Origin of the sequence: Aequorivita sublithincola DSM 14238, assembly GCF_000265385.1 — a bacterium.
GTDB lineage: Bacteria > Bacteroidota > Bacteroidia > Flavobacteriales > Flavobacteriaceae > Aequorivita > Aequorivita sublithincola.
Genome location: NC_018013.1, coordinates 495,082 through 512,712, shown reverse-complemented (window position 1 = coordinate 512,712; position 17,631 = coordinate 495,082). Strand labels below are relative to the sequence as shown.

The 17,631-nt window shown below is 35.6% G+C and carries 15 protein-coding genes; 4 read left to right on the top strand and 11 right to left on the bottom strand.

The window, feature by feature from the left end:
* Positions 1 to 4: 4 nt before the first annotated feature.
* Positions 5 to 1,147: a fatty acid desaturase family protein gene (locus AEQSU_RS02525; RefSeq protein ID WP_014781288.1), complete on the bottom strand. Its 1,143-nt coding sequence runs from the start codon at positions 1,145 to 1,147 to the stop codon at positions 5 to 7.
* A gap of 84 nt (positions 1,148 to 1,231) precedes the next feature.
* Here AEQSU_RS02525 and rsmG point away from each other — a divergent pair, with 84 nt between their 5' ends.
* Positions 1,232 to 1,861 carry a 16S rRNA (guanine(527)-N(7))-methyltransferase RsmG gene (gene rsmG, locus AEQSU_RS02520; protein WP_014781287.1) on the top strand — a complete coding sequence of 210 codons (630 nt, stop codon included), beginning with the start codon at positions 1,232 to 1,234 and terminating at the stop codon, positions 1,859 to 1,861.
* 131 nt (positions 1,862 to 1,992) lie between these two features.
* On the opposite strand, the gene AEQSU_RS02515 is transcribed toward rsmG, so the two are convergent.
* From AEQSU_RS02515 to AEQSU_RS02505, 3 genes are all read right to left on the bottom strand, one after another.
* Positions 1,993 to 2,556, bottom strand: coding sequence for an NUDIX domain-containing protein (locus AEQSU_RS02515; RefSeq protein WP_052309051.1), 564 nt, complete (start codon positions 2,554 to 2,556; stop codon positions 1,993 to 1,995).
* Positions 2,557 to 2,667: 111 nt separating this feature from the next.
* The gene (locus AEQSU_RS02510) at positions 2,668 to 4,338 is read right to left on the bottom strand and encodes a T9SS type A sorting domain-containing protein (protein WP_014781285.1); all 1,671 of its coding nucleotides are present in this window, start codon (positions 4,336 to 4,338) and stop codon (positions 2,668 to 2,670) included.
* Between the two features lie 339 nt (positions 4,339 to 4,677).
* On the bottom strand, positions 4,678 to 6,369 hold the full coding sequence (locus tag AEQSU_RS02505) for a T9SS type A sorting domain-containing protein (RefSeq protein WP_014781284.1): 1,692 nt from the start codon (positions 6,367 to 6,369) through the stop codon (positions 4,678 to 4,680).
* A gap of 360 nt (positions 6,370 to 6,729) precedes the next feature.
* Here AEQSU_RS02505 and AEQSU_RS02500 point away from each other — a divergent pair, with 360 nt between their 5' ends.
* On the top strand, positions 6,730 to 7,464 hold the full coding sequence (locus AEQSU_RS02500; RefSeq protein ID WP_014781283.1) for a T9SS type A sorting domain-containing protein: 735 nt from the start codon (positions 6,730 to 6,732) through the stop codon (positions 7,462 to 7,464).
* A 79-nt stretch (positions 7,465 to 7,543) separates the two neighbouring features.
* Here AEQSU_RS02500 and AEQSU_RS02495 read toward each other — a convergent pair whose 3' ends face one another.
* Both AEQSU_RS02495 and AEQSU_RS02490 read right to left on the bottom strand, forming a co-directional pair.
* A complete protein-coding gene (locus AEQSU_RS02495) occupies positions 7,544 to 9,205 on the bottom strand; it encodes a DUF6029 family protein (RefSeq protein WP_014781282.1) in 1,662 nt (553 codons plus the stop codon).
* 25 nt (positions 9,206 to 9,230) lie between these two features.
* The gene (locus AEQSU_RS02490) at positions 9,231 to 9,719 is read right to left on the bottom strand and encodes a TlpA family protein disulfide reductase (protein WP_014781281.1); all 489 of its coding nucleotides are present in this window, start codon (positions 9,717 to 9,719) and stop codon (positions 9,231 to 9,233) included.
* Between the two features lie 164 nt (positions 9,720 to 9,883).
* Here AEQSU_RS02490 and AEQSU_RS02485 point away from each other — a divergent pair, with 164 nt between their 5' ends.
* Entirely contained in the window at positions 9,884 to 11,191 is a 1,308-nt protein-coding gene (locus tag AEQSU_RS02485) for an Omp28-related outer membrane protein (protein ID WP_014781280.1), read from the top strand.
* Between the two features lie 77 nt (positions 11,192 to 11,268).
* Here AEQSU_RS02485 and pruA read toward each other — a convergent pair whose 3' ends face one another.
* Positions 11,269 to 12,894: an L-glutamate gamma-semialdehyde dehydrogenase gene (gene pruA / locus AEQSU_RS02480; RefSeq protein WP_014781279.1), complete on the bottom strand. Its 1,626-nt coding sequence runs from the start codon at positions 12,892 to 12,894 to the stop codon at positions 11,269 to 11,271.
* Between the two features lie 179 nt (positions 12,895 to 13,073).
* On the opposite strand from pruA, the gene AEQSU_RS02475 reads away from it, so the two are divergent.
* Positions 13,074 to 13,781 carry an NRDE family protein gene (locus AEQSU_RS02475; protein ID WP_014781278.1) on the top strand — a complete coding sequence of 236 codons (708 nt, stop codon included), beginning with the start codon at positions 13,074 to 13,076 and terminating at the stop codon, positions 13,779 to 13,781.
* 99 nt (positions 13,782 to 13,880) lie between these two features.
* On the opposite strand, the gene apaG is transcribed toward AEQSU_RS02475, so the two are convergent.
* From apaG to AEQSU_RS02455, 4 genes are all read right to left on the bottom strand, one after another.
* Entirely contained in the window at positions 13,881 to 14,267 is a 387-nt protein-coding gene (apaG, locus tag AEQSU_RS02470) for a Co2+/Mg2+ efflux protein ApaG (protein WP_014781277.1), read from the bottom strand.
* A 1-nt stretch (position 14,268) separates the two neighbouring features.
* Positions 14,269 to 15,360 carry a DUF3667 domain-containing protein gene (locus AEQSU_RS02465; RefSeq protein ID WP_014781276.1) on the bottom strand — a complete coding sequence of 364 codons (1,092 nt, stop codon included), beginning with the start codon at positions 15,358 to 15,360 and terminating at the stop codon, positions 14,269 to 14,271.
* Positions 15,361 to 15,405: 45 nt separating this feature from the next.
* Complete coding sequence (locus tag AEQSU_RS02460; protein ID WP_014781275.1) at positions 15,406 to 16,659, bottom strand: type IX secretion system plug protein; 1,254 nt, start codon at positions 16,657 to 16,659, stop codon at positions 15,406 to 15,408.
* A gap of 184 nt (positions 16,660 to 16,843) precedes the next feature.
* On the bottom strand, positions 16,844 to 17,332 hold the full coding sequence (locus AEQSU_RS02455; protein ID WP_014781274.1) for a tetratricopeptide repeat protein: 489 nt from the start codon (positions 17,330 to 17,332) through the stop codon (positions 16,844 to 16,846).
* Positions 17,333 to 17,631: the final 299 nt, after the last annotated feature.

Below are 17,631 nucleotides of genomic sequence, written 5' to 3'. Positions count from 1 at the left end.
ATGATTATGCAGATACAACTGGCTTCATCCCCATTTCTTTTAAATGACGGAAATGTGCAAGAATAGCCAGACGTGTGGTTTTATATTCTTTATAAGGTAAGTTGAATTCTTGGGTAGTACTTTTTACTATTTCTGAAATATTCTTGTAATGAATATGACTGATATTTGGAAAAATATGATGCTCTACTTGATGGTTTAAGCCACCTGTGTACCAATTCATAATTGTGCTATTTGTAGCGAAATTCATCGTTGTGAATAACTGATGAATTGCCCAGGTATTTTTCATCGTTCCACTTTCATCTGGAAGCATAATTTCAGTGTCCTCAACTACGTGTGCAAGTTGAAAAACAACACTCAGAATTAGTCCTGCAACATAATGCATTATGAAAAAGCCTATTAATATTTTCCACCAAACGATGTTGAAAAACAAAATTGGGATAACAATCCAAAGCGAGACATAAATTAATTTGGTGATAACCAGAATACTCCATTGTTTTGCTGGTTTTGGCAGTTTGCCGTAGGAAAGTTTACGAGCTAAGTATCTTTTTGTTTGAAAGAAATCTGTGGTAAGTACCCAGTTAAATGTTAGCAGTCCATAGAAGAAAATGCTATACCATTGCTGGAATCTATGAAGTTTGTGCCATTTGGAATGTTGTGAAAATCGAAGAATTCTTCCAGCTTCTAGATCTTCATCGTGGCCGTGAATATTTGTATAGGTGTGGTGCAAAACATTGTGCTGAACTTGCCAGTTATAAACGTTTCCTGCAAGAATATACATGCTGCCTCCCATAACTTTATTCACCCATTTTTTTGAGGAATACGCCCCGTGGTTTGCATCGTGCATCACATTCATACCAACACCAGCCATCCCGACACCCATAACTATGGTGAATAACACTTGCACCCAACCTGGAAAATCTAGGGTCAATAAAAGGAAATAGGGGGTAAGATAGATTGAAAACATAATGATTGTTTTCAGATGCAGTTTCCAATTACCAGTTCTGGAGATGTTGTTATCTTTAAAGTAATCGTTAACGCGTTTGTTTAAAGTCCTAAAAAATTTAGCACTGTCAACTCTGGAGAAATTTAAATTTTTATATGTCAAAATGTATTGTTTAATTGGGGGATACAATCGTGAAACGCACAAAAATAACTATCTTTTAGTGAAATCTTTGTTTCCAAAATCATAATTTTCGCAAAGATAACATACTTTTGTCTCCTAAATATAATTATGGATCTGATATTGAAATATTTTCCGCAACTTACTGATATTCAAAAAAATCAGTTTCATAAGTTGCAAGAGTTATACGAAGACTGGAACTTGAAAATTAACGTTGTTTCCCGAAAGGATATTGATGAACTTTATATACGTCACGTTTTGCATTCACTAGGAATTGCGAAGGTGCAGCCTTTCCTTCCTGGCTCAAAAATTTTAGATGTAGGAACTGGCGGTGGTTTTCCGGGAATTCCACTGGCCATTCTCTATCCTGAAGTAAATTTTCATCTTGTGGATAGTATTGGGAAAAAAATAAAGGTCGTTGACGAAGTAGTTGAAGGCTTGCAACTTGAAAACGTAAAAACCACCAATGCTCGTGTGGAGGAGGTTTCTGGAAAATATGACTTCATAGTTAGCCGCGCCGTAGCCCAAATGGAAACTTTTGTACATTGGGTTAATGATAAAATTGCTAAAAAAAGTATTCACGATCGTAAGAATGGAATTCTTTATTTAAAAGGAGGCGATCTTTCAGAAGAATTAAAAGTTTATAGAAATGCCTCTGTTTTTCCTTTGAATGACTTTTTTGAAGAAGATTTTTATGAAACCAAAAGCGTAGTTTATTTACCTATGAAGTATAAAGGGTAAATTCAATATTCAATATTCAATATTCAATATTCAATATTCAAGTTTCTGGTTTTGCTCTGGATTTTCAAAAATAATATAGAAGATTTTTTGTTTTTTAAAACTTTCAAAATTTAATAATTACTCATTACCAACTAATGACTACATTCTAAAAGAAACCATTGCAGCGCAAGAATAGTCTTAGCATCTTTAAATTCTAAAATTTTGGAAGTAATTTCTGAAGCAGGTAGTCTTATCAATTGAATGTCTTCATTTTCATCTTCTGCACCTCCACCTTTTTCAGTTTTGTCATTTTTAGAAACTTCAGAAAAGAACAGAAAAATGCGCTCAGTTGAAGCTCCAGGCGAAGAGTAGAATGTGTTTATATGTTTAGGGTTGGTGATTTTATAGCCTAATTCTTCCATCACTTCTCGGGTTACACATTCATTTGGGTTTTCATTTTCTTCCATAGAACCTGCGGGTATTTCAAGGAGCCAGCCATCATTATTTTTACAAGTTGGATAACGGAACTGGTTTGTTAATAGCACGCTTTTGGTTTCCTTTTCATACAAAAGAATTGCTACGGAATCTCCTCTTTCAAAAGCTAGACGGTTGGTTTTAATTTGTTTTCCTTCAAAAGTGTCGTAAGCTACTTTAGCTTTTATTATTTTGTAATGGTCGTGGAAAACTACTTTTTCTTCGCTGATGGAATATTTCATATTAGATAATTTATTAAATGAAAACCCTTCCAGCATTTCAGTTGCTGGAAGGGTTAAGATATAAAAAACCCCGAACGTGTCGGGGTTTTTCAAAATATTTATGAGTGAACTTTAGTTTACTACTAAGAACTTCTTGGTTGTAATAAGATTGTCTTTAGAAATTTTCATAAAGTAAGTACCAGCTTGAAGCTGAGATACATTTAATTGTGCATCCATAGAAATATTACTCTGTGAAAGAATCAATTTTCCAAGTACATCAAATACTTGAACATTTGCGTTTTCAGCATTTTTCACATTAATTGTTTTAGATGCTGGGTTTGGATATAAGCTAACATTATCTAATTGATTTTGAGTTACACCCAAAACACCGTTGCTTCCAAATGGCGCAGTTTCTCCATTGCCATAGTTACCATCAGTATGGTATAATTGGTTACTGTGATGATCTGTTAACGTTATTTCACCACCACCGTTGCTTGGAATATCCAAAACGCGGAATGAATAACAGTCTGCAGTTAATGTGAATGTTTCGTTTATAACCTGTGGGTTACCATTTGGGTATGGTCCACCGTGATAAAGTACGGTACCACTTGAATTAGTAACATACCATCTTGTTTGAGATCCGTTGTTATCAACTTGTAATTCCATATATACAATTCCAGATCCAACAGGAGCTTGGTTGAAAGTTTTGGTTACGCTGTTGTTTGAATTATTATCGTCACTTGGTAGTGTTACTACAACAGTATTTAACCCTTGTAATACAAAAGGAACTGTTGGAAGTTCTACAGTCTCGCTACGAAGTGATCCAAGATTTCCAGTCCAATTGTAAGTGTGTGCCTCACCATTTACAGTGTACTCAATAGCCAAAGCAGTAATTGGGTTTTGACCTAAATTTTGGATGCTAATTTCTGGTGTAAGTTCAGTTTCGCAAGATTTAGGAAAGTCTGTTACTGATCTTATACTTGCGTCATTTGCATTTACAAGTCCAGTAAATTCTGGCAATACTCTGCTACCACTAGGAATTTCTTGATGTGTATCAGTAATGAAAGCTACAACCTCCATATCTACTAATTCAGTTGGAACTCCGTTAAAGTCAACAGGAATAGGGTATGTAAAAGTACGATCTACTAAAGTTCCAGTAGTGGTTGTGGTTATTTCTTCACCCCATTGACCTGTTATCATATCAACCAAACGGTGCATGTGGTTATAATTGTTTCCTTGTCCACCACCAGTTTGTGGTCCTTTGGTGTTATTCTGTAACAAAGCTACATTTAGTAAGTTTGTTGATTCTGGGCTATTACTTGTATAATATCCTTGAACGTGAATAGTCAATACACTAGTGTTTATGTCGATACTTGCTTCAACACCAACATTTACATTGGACGCAGCTGCCATCGTCTGGTTGGCGCGTGATGCCCACTGTCCTCTATCTAGGATAGTTTTGCCTCCAACAAAAACATGACGATTTACGGTTCCTGATGGGTAGCCTGTTAATCCTGTTTGAGCGGCGATAGCAGCTCCGTATGGAGTTCTGAAATCTGGTTCGCCAGCACCTGGATTTGCATAACCACCAGTATGAATGTTTACTAAAGAAACGCGGTCTGGATTTGCGTCTTGTATGCTTTTAGCAATAGCATGTCCATCTGGGCAAAATACACAATGAATACCTGTAAATTCTTCAAGAACAACATTTTTGTTTTCTGGTGAGGTTGATACGATGGTTTGTCCATACGTGGCAAAAGCAAATAAAGCAATAACCAAGCTGAGGGGTAGTTTTTTACACATGATTTTAAGATTTATTATTATTTTAAGTATAAGATTCTTGGTAAAAGTAGGTTATCTAATTAATTATAACAACTTCAACGGCAGTTTTTTACTGTTAAACTTTCAAACGTCGCGTCTTTAAATCTCTCGGTTTTATTGATTTCTAAAACCTTTCAGATTTATTAATCAACCTTTTTGATAATTAGAAAGGGTTTGTTTTTGAGATTTTGGTTAGTATCAAACTTTATCTTTAGAATATAAAAAATCAAAAACATTCCGAGTTTTTAAACACTAGAAGGGGTAAGTATGTAGTATAAAAAAACCCCGAAAAATCGAGGTTTTTAAATTATGTGAATTTGATTATTTCGAAATCAAAAAGCGCTTGGTCGTTGTAAGGTTATCTTTTGAAATCTTCATAAAATAGGTTCCGTCTCGTAATTTAGAAACATTGATTAGGGAATCCATAGCAACGTTTTTTTGAGAAATAATTAATTTTCCAAGAACATCATAAATTAGAATGTTTGCATTTTCTGCATTTCTAAGATTTAAAATTGTAGTTGCAGGATTTGGATAAAGATTAATCTTATCAGTATTAAAACTATTTATTTCCAAAACACCATTGCTTCTAAAATTGCCCTTTCTTTTACTGCCCCAATTTCCTTCTGCGAAAAAAAGCTGCGTTCCTTGAGAATCTGTTAGGGTTACCGTTGTTCCGCCGTTATTGCCGCTGTCTGTAAGGATAATAGAATAACAATCGGCCTCAAGAGATAAGTCTATATTAATTGTACTATTACTGTAAGGAGAATCTCCACTATCTACAATGTCTCCATTGGAATCTAAAATTTTCCAACTCATCTGATATCCCCAATTATCTGTAATAAGCTCCAGGTTTACCAGTCCGGTTCCTTGCGGGGCTTTTTCGAAAGTGGTCGATATTGAGTTATTGGAATTGTTATCATCTGCAGGCAGTGCTACTTCCAAAGTATTTTCAATATTTAAGGTATAGTTTACTGGTGGCAAACTTATAGCTTCGGTTCTAAGTGAAAGGATATTCCCAACCCAGTTATAAGTGTGTGAATCCCCATTAACAATATATTGAATAGCTATGGAGGTTAGTGGCTCTATTCCAACGTTTTTGACAATAATATCAGTCCCAAACTCATCAACGCAAGTCGGTAATATTTCTGGGATTTCTAAAAGTGACGCATCATAGGCAATAGTAAGCCCCGTAAATGTAGGTAAGGTGGAATGACCAGTTGGAATTTCCTGATTGGTGTTTGAAATATAAGCTACTACTTCCATGTCTTCCAATACGGTTGGTACATCATTATATGCGGTTGGGATGGTGTAAGTAAAGGTTCGATCTACAAAAGTATTGGCGGTTGTATTGTTAATTAGCTCGCCCCATTGACCTGTTATCATCTCGACTAAGCGGTGCATGTGGATATAATTGTTGCCTGCTCCACCGCCTGTTTGAGGCCCTTTAGTATTATTTTGTAATAAAGCAACGTTTAATAAATTAGTGGTTTCTGGACTGTCACTAATATAATAACCCTCTACATGAACAGTCATTACATTAGTTTGTACGTCAATACTTGCTTCAACGGCAAGGTTAACTGGAGAAACTTTTGCCATAGTTTCATTTGCTGAAATTACCCAATAAGGTCTGGCCATAGCGGTTCCTCCTCCGCTAGCCATGGAGCGACCCGGAAAAATGTGTCTGTTAACGGTTGCTGATGGATATCCAAAACCTGACCCTGAGTAGGTTTGATTTACGATTGCGTTCCCCCATTGGGTTCTAAAATCTGGCTCACCGTTTCCAGGGTTGGCATAACCGCCTTGATGTATGTAAATTAAGGAAACTCTATCCGGATTAGCATCTTGAAGCGCCTGAGAAATGGTGTGTCCTGATGGACAAAATGTACAATGAATTCCAGTAAACTCCTCAAAAATTACATTTTGATTTTGAGGGGAAGTCGATACAATTGTTTGCGAAAAGCTGTTAGCTACCAACAAAAGAAAAGATACAAATAGGGATAATTTATTAATCATTTTTCTGATTTTTAATAAGTTAAGTCTGAAGGCGAATTTACTCCATTATTATATAGTATCATTCCCTGAGATAATACTATTTTTTGAACTAATGTTAAAAATTATTAGCAAGTCAAGATATAGACTTCTATTTTTTATAAAAACTTGCAAATAGGAAGAAATTCAATCAGAAATTGTTTTATAATAAATTAGAAAGCATAGATTTCTTATTATTAGTGCTTAACTCTTGCGTAAACGCCCGAAAAGTGTTAAATTACTGGAATAGAATACTTAAAGATACAAGAAATTGCAATAAATATATTTACTTTTGTAATACTGAGTAATCACTTTAAATAAAAATAACCCTAAAAAACTCAAAAAATGAAACTTAAATTACTTTTTTTAGCCCTAATGGGCTCAATTACAGTTGCAAATGCGCAATACACAGTAACTGATATATTAGGAAACGTTCTTAATAATGGGGATGTTCTGGAATTTGGAGAATATGGATATGGAACATCAGCGAACTATGAGTTCTTTGTTGCCAATGATAATCCTTCAGAAACAATATATACTAGAATTGAATATGTTGCTGTTGAAAATGCTTCCGGTTTGGATTTCGAATTATGTTATGCACTACAGTGCTATACTGATCTTCAACCAGGTTCAACTGTTCCATTTATACCAGAAGTTTTTCCTATTGCGGTAGGTGAAGATTCAGGTTATGGAAACCATTTTTTGAATATTGATGGAGGTAATGGAGTGGATGTGATTAGTTATACATTTGCATTCCACCAATATGAAGCTGACGGAGTAACTGAAGTAGGAACTCCATTAACTTTTATCTATCGTTATAATCCAACTTTGGGAGTAAATGAAAACAGCAAGGTTAACTTAACTGTTCTTTCTACAGTTGTTTCCAATGAATTGGCTTTGGACGTGAAAGAACCAGTTAATATGTTGGTTTATGATTTGCAAGGTCGCGTTGTTAAACAAGCTAATTTTCAGGCAGGTCGCCAAACAGTTAACGTTTCTGATCTAAGTTCTCAAGCTTATATCCTAAAATTCAGTAATGAAAAAGGAGCGATTCAGACTACAAAGATTATTGTTCAATAACAATAAATAAATCCTTTTATAAAAAATGCCCCGAAGTTTTCTTCAGGGCATTTTTTATGTTTTATGGAAAATGTGTTCTTTAGAAAGTTACTACAAGATTAGCAGTTAAGCCAGTATTTTCAGGAACATATCTACAAACACCACCCACACAAATTAAACCTCCGCGTTGGCGCCCATAGTTCATTGCGAAACGAGCTGGACCTTTGGAATAACTTCCTCCAAAGCTGTAATAGTGAATTTTTCCTTCACCTTCATAGTTCCAAGCGTCTGCTGCATATAGTGTGAATGCTGAGTTAAAGTTGTACTCCAATACGCCAGCCGCCCAATTTCCTCTATCAATATTCTTTCTGCCTTTATCTATGAAAAGATGTTGCAGTTCTATGCGCAATGCTTTTCCGTTTTCAAAACGACGGGTTCCTTCAAGTACTCCAATATGAGCTCTGATGTCTCCTTGAACTCCCAGTGGACCACCTTCGGAAGCACCTTTATCTATAATTACATCTTGATATGTAGCAACTGAACTCCATTTTGAAGACCAGCGGTTTTTTACCTCAATGTTTAAATCACGGAAATAACGTGGGCCTTTACCAATAAATTTTTGGTCGTATGTTTGGTCTACTTCATTAAAGGTAGCTTCCAAACCTGCCCAATAAGAAGCATTTGCAGCTATTTTAGTTCCAATTTTTCCCAAGGCTGATTCTTTAGGAAATGAATAATAAACATCTGCTTGGCCACCCACTTCTCCAGCTCTTTCTTCGGTATCATCAAAAAGCAAACGTGGTTGGGCGCTGTATACATATATATTAGACAATAAATAGTCATGTTGTTTTGTTAACGCCGGTACGTAGTTTACAATTTGTTCATTGTAAACGTTTCCTTCGGCATAACGATCTGCATAAAAACTGAAGTTTTCCAATCTTCTAAAAGTGGTATTTATTCCCAGTCCTTTTTGCGCATACCCTAAATTTACTTGAAGTGCAGTCCCATCAAAAAGTTGCGGAGAAGTTACCTCACCTTCATTTATTAATACGTCCGGATCTTTGGTTATTGCTTCAATACCTCCATAAAAATTATTTGCAACAAAATCCAGTCTTGCTGAATACGCATTTATATTTGCGGGTATTGAGTCATTAGAACCGTTTGATTGATAGCGACCTACATAGCTTGCTCCAAGTTTTAAATCCACCGCGTCAAAATTTAAAAGACCGCTTAGATCTGCGTTAGCATCAAGCCCTTGCATAACACCTTCTGAAACGTCAAAACCATTTCTAATTTGCCCGTAAATCCCAGTAAGACCAAGATTTTCAGTAGGTGTAAACTTAACGCGAAGACCCTTAATAGCATTATTAATCCCTAACTGGCGATCTTCCCAAGTTCTAAGAATTAAACCACTTCCAAATTGCTCATAAAAATAACCTCCAGTAACATCAAGGGTTTCATTTTTATAATTTAAATAATAGGTGCCAACTCCGTTTTTGTTTTCCCAAGTAGGAGAATATCCCAATAAAACAGAGGGAAGGTATGATTCATATTGGAGTCCTGCGGTAAATTTTCCTAGGGAATAATTTAATTGTAAATAATTATTAGCTCTAAAGCGATCTTCTGGTGCTTCAAAATCTGTGTTTTCATCTGGAACGAGCCATTGGGAGTTTGACTCAAGACCACCAAAAAAGTAGCCGTTGTCTTGCGAATAGGAGAGGATGCCAATAAGCATAAAGGCTCCAAAAATAAGTTTTTTCATGGTAGAGGTTTGGTTGGTAAATTTTTTAGTTCGCTGCTGAGAATTCCTTTATTTTTTCATAAAGTTCATATTCCGCACCTGGGCTATAACCTGAATGTCTGTAAACAATCTGATTGTTTTTAACCAAAAGTGTAAGTGGCACTGTAGCGGCACCTACGGCACGTTTAAAGTCATTATTGGTGTCTAAAAGGACTGTGTATTCCCAGCCTTTTCCGTTTACCATTGGTTTTACGCGTTTCACTCCACGGCTATCATCAATAGACACAGCGTATAGTTTTACATTGGTTTCTGCCTGCCAATCTGGATAAATTTCGCTGATGGCATCTAACTCTTTAATACATGGAACACACCACGTGGCCCAAAGGGATACAACAATTACATTGTCATCAGTAGATAATTCACTTGAATTGATTGGTTGACCATCCAAGGTAGTCATATCTATTTTTGGTAAATCATTTTGAGAAATGGCGCTGAAAGCTACCAATACGAACAAAAGGGGAAGTAATTTTTTCATCCAAGAAAATTTTATTATTTATTAATGAATAGCAATATTAAGTTTTTTTTAATAAATACTTAACTTTGTATTGCTGAAAGTTATGGATTTAACATTCCAAAACCGTGCCTGTTTTCATAAATGGGTTATATTAGCCAATAAATTTTATTTAACTATCTGTTATTATGCGAACTTATCCCTATTTCAAAATTTTATTTCTTTTTGCTTTTATAGCCATTGTTGGTTGTAGCAAAAAAGAAGATCCACTTGGGGCTCCAACTGAAACCCTTGCTATTACTCTTGCGAGTGATGCTGGTACCAATGCTACAGAAGTATTATCAGTAAATGAACAAGTTAATTTTATAATTTCTGGTAGTGATGGAGCGGACTATACTTCAAATGCAAAATTATATGTGAACGATGCTGAAATACTGGGCTCGTCTTATACTTTTTCAGAAGTAGGAACTTTTGTCGTAAAAGCTATTTATGGTACTGCTACAAGTAACGTTCTAAACTTTGAAGTTATAGCAGAGTCTCAACGCGCACTTACTATTGATGTTACAAGAGCTATGAATAACCAAACCATTACTTTCGGTTTGCTCGATTCCGATGGAAATAACACTGCAGCTGATGCTACATTTTATGTAAATGGAGCTCCAATTTCAGGATTTACATATTCCTCTTCAACAGAAGCAGCTTTCGAAGTATATGCAGAATATATAGTTAATGGTGAAACACTTACCACTTCCTTGAAAAACTTTACCGTATATATCCCGAAAAGAAATGTAGTTTTGGAAGATTACACAGGTGTATGGTGTGGTTTCTGCTTAAAAGCTTTGGTGGCAATGGACTCTATTCAGTCATTGACCGATCACGTTTCGGTACTTGCAATTCATGAATCGGGATCTGTTGTTGACATTATGAATTTTTCACAAGTTAATGATCTTCAAGCAAGATTTAATGTGCCAGATGCTTTTCCGCAAACTGAGCTAAATAGAACTACGCCTTGGAATTCTCCAACACTTATTTATGATTATGATCTTGTAACGAGTATGGCTGGTTTAGAAACAGATCTTTCCATTGCTATAAATTCACGCGTTGTTGGTTCTACTCTTACTGTAGATGCAAAAGTAGTTTACAAAAATGGATCGGAAACAGGAGATAAGTTGGTAGTATATTTATTAGAAAGCGGTATAATTCAAGATCAGGCCAATTATTTCACGAAAAACCCTAAGAGTCCTTATTTTGGAAAGGGAGATCCAATTAAAGATTTTGTTCACAATGATGCATTGCGTAATTCACTTTCTGGACTTTTTGGAGATAATATTCCACAAACGACGGCTTATGAAGAATATAAAAAGACCTATACTTTTGCAATTCCAGCTGAATACAACGCTGCAAACCTAAGTTTTGTGGTTATGGTTGTAAAAGCAGACGATACGGCGAAGAATTCGCAGCATGCTGTGATAGGAGAAAATAAAACGTATTATTAATATACAGGTTTACTAAAACTTAAAAACCCATTCTGAAATAATTCAGAATGGGTTTTTTTATGATTTCAATCAAAAGATTATCCTAAGAACGGATATCTATAATCTGTAGGTGAAACAAAAGTTTCCTTCACCATTCTAGGAGAAATCCATCGGTATAGGTTTTGCTTGCTTCCTGCTTTGTCATTAGTTCCACTTGCACGAGCCCCTCCAAAAGGTTGTTGGCCTACAACGGCTCCAGTTGGTTTGTCGTTAATGTAGAAGTTACCTGCTGCGTTTTCAAGCGCTTTTACGGCTTCTTCCAAAGCATATCTGTCTTCACTAAAAACAGCTCCAGTTAAAGCGTATTCGCTAGTTTCATCAACTAGTTGCAAAGTTTCTTCCCACTTTTTATCGTCATAAACATAGACGGTCAATACAGGGCCAAAAAGTTCATCACACATCGTTGTGTATTTAGGATCTTTCACCACGATTACAGTAGGTTCAATAAAGTACCCTTTGCTCTTGTCATAATTTCCACCAGCAATAATTTCAACGTTTTTATCTTTTTTGGCAGCATCAATATATTTTGCTAGTTTGTCAAAAGAACTTTCGCTAATAACTGCAGTAATAAAGTTGCCCATATCTTCTGGAGTTCCCATTTTAAAGGAACGGATATCGTCAACTAGATTTGTTTTTACTTCCTCCCAGATACTTTTTGAAATATAGCAACGGCTGGCCGCGCTACATTTTTGTCCTTGAAATTCAAAAGCGCCACGCGCCATTGCAGTGGCAACTTGTTTTGGGTTTGAGGTTTTGTGCGCAACAATAAAATCTTTCCCACCAGTTTCACCTACGATACGTGGGTAGGTTTTATAGTTTGTAATATTGTCGCCAATTTTCTTCCAAATTCCTTGAAAAACTCCTGTTGAACCAGTAAAGTGAACGCCACTAAAATCTGGACTCGCCATAAGCGTGTCAGAAATCATAGCAGCATCTCCCATTACCATATTGATAACGCCAGCAGGAACGCCCGCTTCACGGAAAACATCCATAATTACTTTTGCGGAATAAACTTGCGTATTACTTGGTTTCCAAACAACTACGTTGCCCATCATCGCAGCACTTGCAGGAAGGTTTCCGGCGATAGCTGTAAAGTTGAAAGGTGTAATTGCATAAATAAATCCTTCCAAAGGTCTGTATTCAATGCGGTTCCAAGCTGCAGAAGTAGATTTTGGCTGCTCTGCATATATTTCGGTCATATACTGAACGTTGAATCTTAAGAAATCAATAAGTTCACAAGCTGAATCAATTTCGGCTTGATAAATATTTTTAGACTGGCCAAGCATTGTAGCCGCGTTTATTTTTGCTCTATATGGACCTGCAAGTAATTCCGCAGCACGAAGAAAAATTCCAGCACGTTGTTCCCAAGGCATTACAGACCATTTTTTTCTGGCTTCCAATGCAGTCGAAATTGCTTCCTCTACATTTTTTTTGGTAGCTTTATAGTAAGTTCCCAACACGTGTTTATGGTCGTGCGGCGGAGACATAGTAGCGGTTTCTTTAGTTTTAACCTCTTTTCCATTAATAAATAAAGGCACTTCTATTTTTGCCTTGTACATTTCTCTGTAAGTATTAAGTACTTCTTCGCGTTCCGGAGAGCCTGGCGCGTAGCTTTTAATAGGCTCATTTACGGCGATTGGCACTTCAAAAAATCCATTTCCCATAACTGTTTTATTTTTATATTTATGAAGATTGCAAAGGTACAATTTTTTTAGTGATCAGTGTTCAGTAGCAGTAGGCAGTTTTGGGAATAGAAAAATTAATATCTGTTTGTTTTTTATAACAAGAACTCACTTTATTTCCTAGTTTTACTGAACACTGAACACTGAATACTTTTTTAAAAATGTGTACCGTAACGTTTATTCCAAAATCAAATAACGATTTTATACTGACTTCAAACCGAGATGAAGCTCCGGGACGCGAAACTTTTCCACCGAAAATATATGAAGAAGATGGCGTGCAATTGCCTTATCCGAAGGATGGCGTTGCAGGAGGAACTTGGATTGGTGTTAGCGAAATGAAAAGAGCGGTAACTTTAATGAATGGCGGTTTTGTTGCTCACGAGCGAAAACCTTTTTATCGAAAAAGTAGAGGGCTAGTTGTAAAAGATTTGCTGAAATGTATGGATTTAAAAAGTGAAGTTAAAAACTACGATTTCAACGGAATAGAACCTTTTACAGCAATTTTAGTTGAATGGAAATCTGAAGTACAATTGTTTCAATTGGTTTGGGATGGTTCGGACTATCATTTTTCTGAAGAACCTTTGGCGCCGCAAATCTGGTCTTCTTCACCATTGTACCCAACCAATATTAAGGAAAAGCGTGAAAAATGGTTTTCTAAATTCTTGTTTGAAACTATAAAACCTTCCCAAGAAGAATTACTTCAATTTCATAAAACAGCTGGCGAAGGTGATTTGAACAGTAACTTAATAATGGACCGAGGTTTTATAAAAACCAAAAGCATTACCCAAATTGTTAGAAAGAAAGAAATTGTTGAAATGCGTTATGAAGATTTGCAGAAGCAAGTGATTAGTAATTCTGTATTAAGGTAGGCACGCGATTCATCGCGCGCTAGATTATTGATAATTATAATCTGTCAATAATAAATATAAAGGAGTTTGAAATTACCCACGAGGACGGGTTAGAGGTTTTTAATTCATTGAAAAAGGCGCACTCAAATTAAAAAGCGGAATTGAAACCCTAAACTTTCGGGTAGTCGCAAAGTTTACCATATTATAATGACCTTTCATTGCTCCAAAAGGAGAGAATAAAAGACAGCCACTGGTGTAACTATGTTTTTCTCCTGGTAGCAGTATCGGTTTTTGGCCTATTACGCCTTCGCCTTCTACAATTTCAGTATTGTTGAGAGAATCTTTTATTTTCCAGCTACGAGAAGTTAGCTGCACCGTGTCTTTGCTTTGGTTTTCAATAGTAATGTTGTAGGCAAAGGCATACTGCATTTTACGATTTTTGTAAAACGTGCCATCAAATTCGGTTTTTACCGAAATTTTAATTCCTTGTGTTACTTGTTGAACCATTTTAATAAATTGCTACACTTGCTACCACAAAAATTGTTGCGGCAAAAGTTAATCCTATTACGAATACAGTGCTTAAAAATACAAATTTTAATAAAGTTAGCGCCCTGCTTTGATGATAAAAATTTCGCAAAGCTTTATAGAAATAAAATGGACCAATAAAAAGAAAGAAGCAACTGATGAAAAACTTATTCCCAATTAGTGTGTCCGGTATTATAGCTATGAGCAAAGCTAAAAATATGAAACTAAATATATGAAAGATGAAAACCATATGCTCCATATAGGTATATTTTTTCCAAGAGTAAATCAACCAAAAAAACAGGGCAAATAGTGGTGCAAAGAAGAAAAGAAAAAAAGGTATTTTGGTGAGTAAAAATTGCGCGAATTCCGTAGGATTTTCACTAATCTTTTCCACAGTTGAGTTTTTGGAATAAACCCATCTATTGAGTGCCGTATTTCTGTGATGTAAACTGTCCAAGGCAATTACAGGGTTTTTTATTTTGTACTTTTCATAAAAATCATTGTATAGCGAAAACCGTTCGTTATAACTTTCCGTGAAAGACATAGCGTCTAGCTCTTTATCTGAATAATACTTCAAAGGTTCCTTAGACTTTTCCTTTCCGATGGAATCTGCGTACTTAATTGTTCTTGATGTATTTGCAGAAATAGAATCCATCATTGCATTAAATCCGCTTATTGGTTCAGAGTTTCTACTAACAATTTCTTCATTTGGAGTGAAAAAATTAATCAATCCAGTTGCTAAAAAATAGATGATAGACACACTCAAAAAGAACCGAAAAGGGTTGGCATATTTTAATCTTTGTCCATCTACGTAATTTCTTGTAATTTTTCCTGGACGGAATAGAAGATTATTCAGCGTTTTTCGCAATCGAGAATCGTAAACGAAGATGCTGCTTAAAAATTCTCCGAAAAAATCTTTGGCTGAAAGTTGTTTGTCACTATTAAGTTGAGAACAATTTGGGCAATATAAATCGCTTTTATCAAGCGGATGTTCACAGTTCAAGCATTTGGTTCCACGATATTGCAGTGATTTTCTGCTGCTGGAGATTTTGCTTTTTTTACTTTTCCGTACCATTAAAATACTTGAAGATTATTTCAGTTTCTAGTCAGATAGAAGAGATTAATTATTGGTGATATTCGTAGAGTTCGCGCCGCCTATGCCTATAATACGATCGTATCTAGCGCCTAAATCACGAAAATAAACCACTACTGTATAATCGTTTTCCGTTTGCCAAAAATCACCGCCTACTGCGCCTTCGTCTATGCTTCCATCACGGTTTACTACTACATATTTATAGTTGTAATATCCTTGTTTAAAAAGACGGGAGTTTCGGAAAGTATCACTTTTTTCGTCGTATTTCATATAAGTGCTCCCATCTATGGTCCAATTGTTGAAATTGCCATAAATGTGAAGTTCCTTATCGCCTAAATCGTTATAATATTGTAGATTAAAGTGCATGCGCACATATTCCGCTTCAATGTCTTGATTTTGGGCATCAACATTACGAACCACAAAATTTCCGTTTATGTCTGGGTTGTATGTATAAGGTCTGTCATACCTCGGAATGTTTGTGTAGAGAAAGTTTTCATAAACATCCGTAAGTTCAATGTAGCGAACGCCGTTGGTGGCAGAACGTTCGTCTTTATTGTCAAAAGCAAGAAATTCATTACCACCACCAAAATAGGCTTCAGTATCGTATTTGTAGATCAGCTCGTTGCCCATTGTATATTGCGGAACCAAATCTGTGATTGCAGCTTTTAGGTTGCTATTTTGGAGCACGAGAGTTTTCACCGTTTGCTTTGGGTTTATTAACAATAAGTTTGGCGAATTTATGCTAAACTGAACCACTTGCTTTTCATTAATCACTTTCAAGTTTCGGGCTCGTTTTATTTCTACAGCAACGCTGGCAATGTTTTCAACAACCAAAAATTTTCTGGTAAATACAAGTTCATTATCGCTATTAAAGATACTGAGCAGGTAGTTACCGCTTTTTTCTATTGCGCGAGTGTCACGGTTTGGGATAGTAAGCTCATAATGCGAAAAAATTTGGAGTGTATTCAAGGAGTTTTGGTAGTTCTGAATCCGAACTTCATCAAAACCATCCAAGTATTCACTTTTGGAAAGATCACTTGGTGACCAATCAAAATTGTAGTGGGTTATGGTGTAATAGTAATCTTCTTCTTCGCCATTGAGCGCATCAAAAGATAGCTGAACACGGTTGCCTAAATTGATAATAGGCAATTGGCTTTGGTCTGTAGCGCCACGAAATTGTATGGTGCTTATATATGAAGGTTCTATTTTTTCCACGATTTGGGAGAAGATAGGGAAGGAGGTTAGCAATAAAAGAAGGGTTGCAGAAAGTGTTTTTAACATGATGTTGGTTTAAAAAGCTAAGATAACAAATTTTGTGCCTTTTGAGATAGTGGGTTTAGAAATGTGATGTTGGTTTGTGTTATATGAACCAAAGCTTTGGCGTTAGTGGTGGATTTGTAAAGGATATATAGAGTAAACATTTAGGAAGTGAAGTGTTGGTAATCTGTTTTAAAATTAGTTTTCGTTATTTTTTCAGTAGTTCTAATGCAGCGATTTTCTTTTTAACGTCTCTAATTTTCTCCCAATATTGAAGGTTTGAATTTAAGGATTCAAGATTTGAAAGGAAGAGTTTGTAGTATTTGATAGCTTCTTTGGTGTTTTCTTTTAACTCATAGGTTTCTGCGATATACAGTTCGTTTTCGTAACCGTTTGATAGTTTTGAAGCTTTTTCAAATTGAATAATTGCCTCGTCATATTTTTTAAGATCAGACAATGCCCAAGCTTTATATTGAAGTGCCTGTGGATATTCTTCATCGCGCATTTCCATTGCTTTCTCAAAAAAGAAGATAGCTTTTTCTATAGAATCAATTCTATAATATCCCACACCTTTTTTTAGAGCCATTTGATATTCGTATGGATATCTAATTAAAACACTGTCTATATAGGCTATTGCAACTTTTGGGTTTGCGTCAAGAAGACTATCCACAAGTGGGTTGTAATAATCGCGAAGCATTTTTTCTTTTTGGTAATGTAAGCGCTCTATTTCAGTTAGAGTAGAACTGTTGTTAGCTTCAAAAATAGATGAAAGCCCCCAGATGTTTAGACCGATACCGCCAATAACATTTAATACAAATGCTACTATAAAAATGATGGCTATGTATTTTACTGTTTTAAGTTTCAGAGGATAATATGAGTTGTGAAGAGTTCTTTGTTGACTTTAGTTCAACAAGATTAACACTTTTATTCAAAACTCCAAAGCAAGATTTTTCAAAATAATCAACCCCGTAATTTATAAACGTTTTAAAATACACA

Bases quoted from the DNA above. Each gene is read 5' to 3' on its own strand.
- rsmG (WP_014781287.1), top strand. From the start codon at position 1,232: ATGGATCTGATATTGAAATATTTTCCGCAACTTACTGATATTCAAAAA.
- AEQSU_RS02515 (WP_052309051.1), bottom strand. From the start codon at position 2,556: ATGAAATATTCCATCAGCGAAGAAAAAGTAGTTTTCCACGACCATTAC.
- AEQSU_RS02510 (WP_014781285.1), bottom strand. From the start codon at position 4,338: ATGTGTAAAAAACTACCCCTCAGCTTGGTTATTGCTTTATTTGCTTTT.
- AEQSU_RS02505 (WP_014781284.1), bottom strand. From the start codon at position 6,369: ATGATTAATAAATTATCCCTATTTGTATCTTTTCTTTTGTTGGTAGCT.
- AEQSU_RS02500 (WP_014781283.1), top strand. From the start codon at position 6,730: ATGAAACTTAAATTACTTTTTTTAGCCCTAATGGGCTCAATTACAGTT.
- AEQSU_RS02495 (WP_014781282.1), bottom strand. From the start codon at position 9,205: ATGAAAAAACTTATTTTTGGAGCCTTTATGCTTATTGGCATCCTCTCC.
- AEQSU_RS02490 (WP_014781281.1), bottom strand. From the start codon at position 9,719: ATGAAAAAATTACTTCCCCTTTTGTTCGTATTGGTAGCTTTCAGCGCC.
- AEQSU_RS02485 (WP_014781280.1), top strand. From the start codon at position 9,884: ATGCGAACTTATCCCTATTTCAAAATTTTATTTCTTTTTGCTTTTATA.
- pruA (WP_014781279.1), bottom strand. From the start codon at position 12,894: ATGGGAAATGGATTTTTTGAAGTGCCAATCGCCGTAAATGAGCCTATT.
- AEQSU_RS02475 (WP_014781278.1), top strand. From the start codon at position 13,074: ATGTGTACCGTAACGTTTATTCCAAAATCAAATAACGATTTTATACTG.
- apaG (WP_014781277.1), bottom strand. From the start codon at position 14,267: ATGGTTCAACAAGTAACACAAGGAATTAAAATTTCGGTAAAAACCGAA.
- AEQSU_RS02465 (WP_014781276.1), bottom strand. From the start codon at position 15,360: ATGGTACGGAAAAGTAAAAAAAGCAAAATCTCCAGCAGCAGAAAATCA.
- AEQSU_RS02460 (WP_014781275.1), bottom strand. From the start codon at position 16,659: ATGTTAAAAACACTTTCTGCAACCCTTCTTTTATTGCTAACCTCCTTC.
- AEQSU_RS02455 (WP_014781274.1), bottom strand. From the start codon at position 17,332: ATGCTTCGCGATTATTACAACCCACTTGTGGATAGTCTTCTTGACGCA.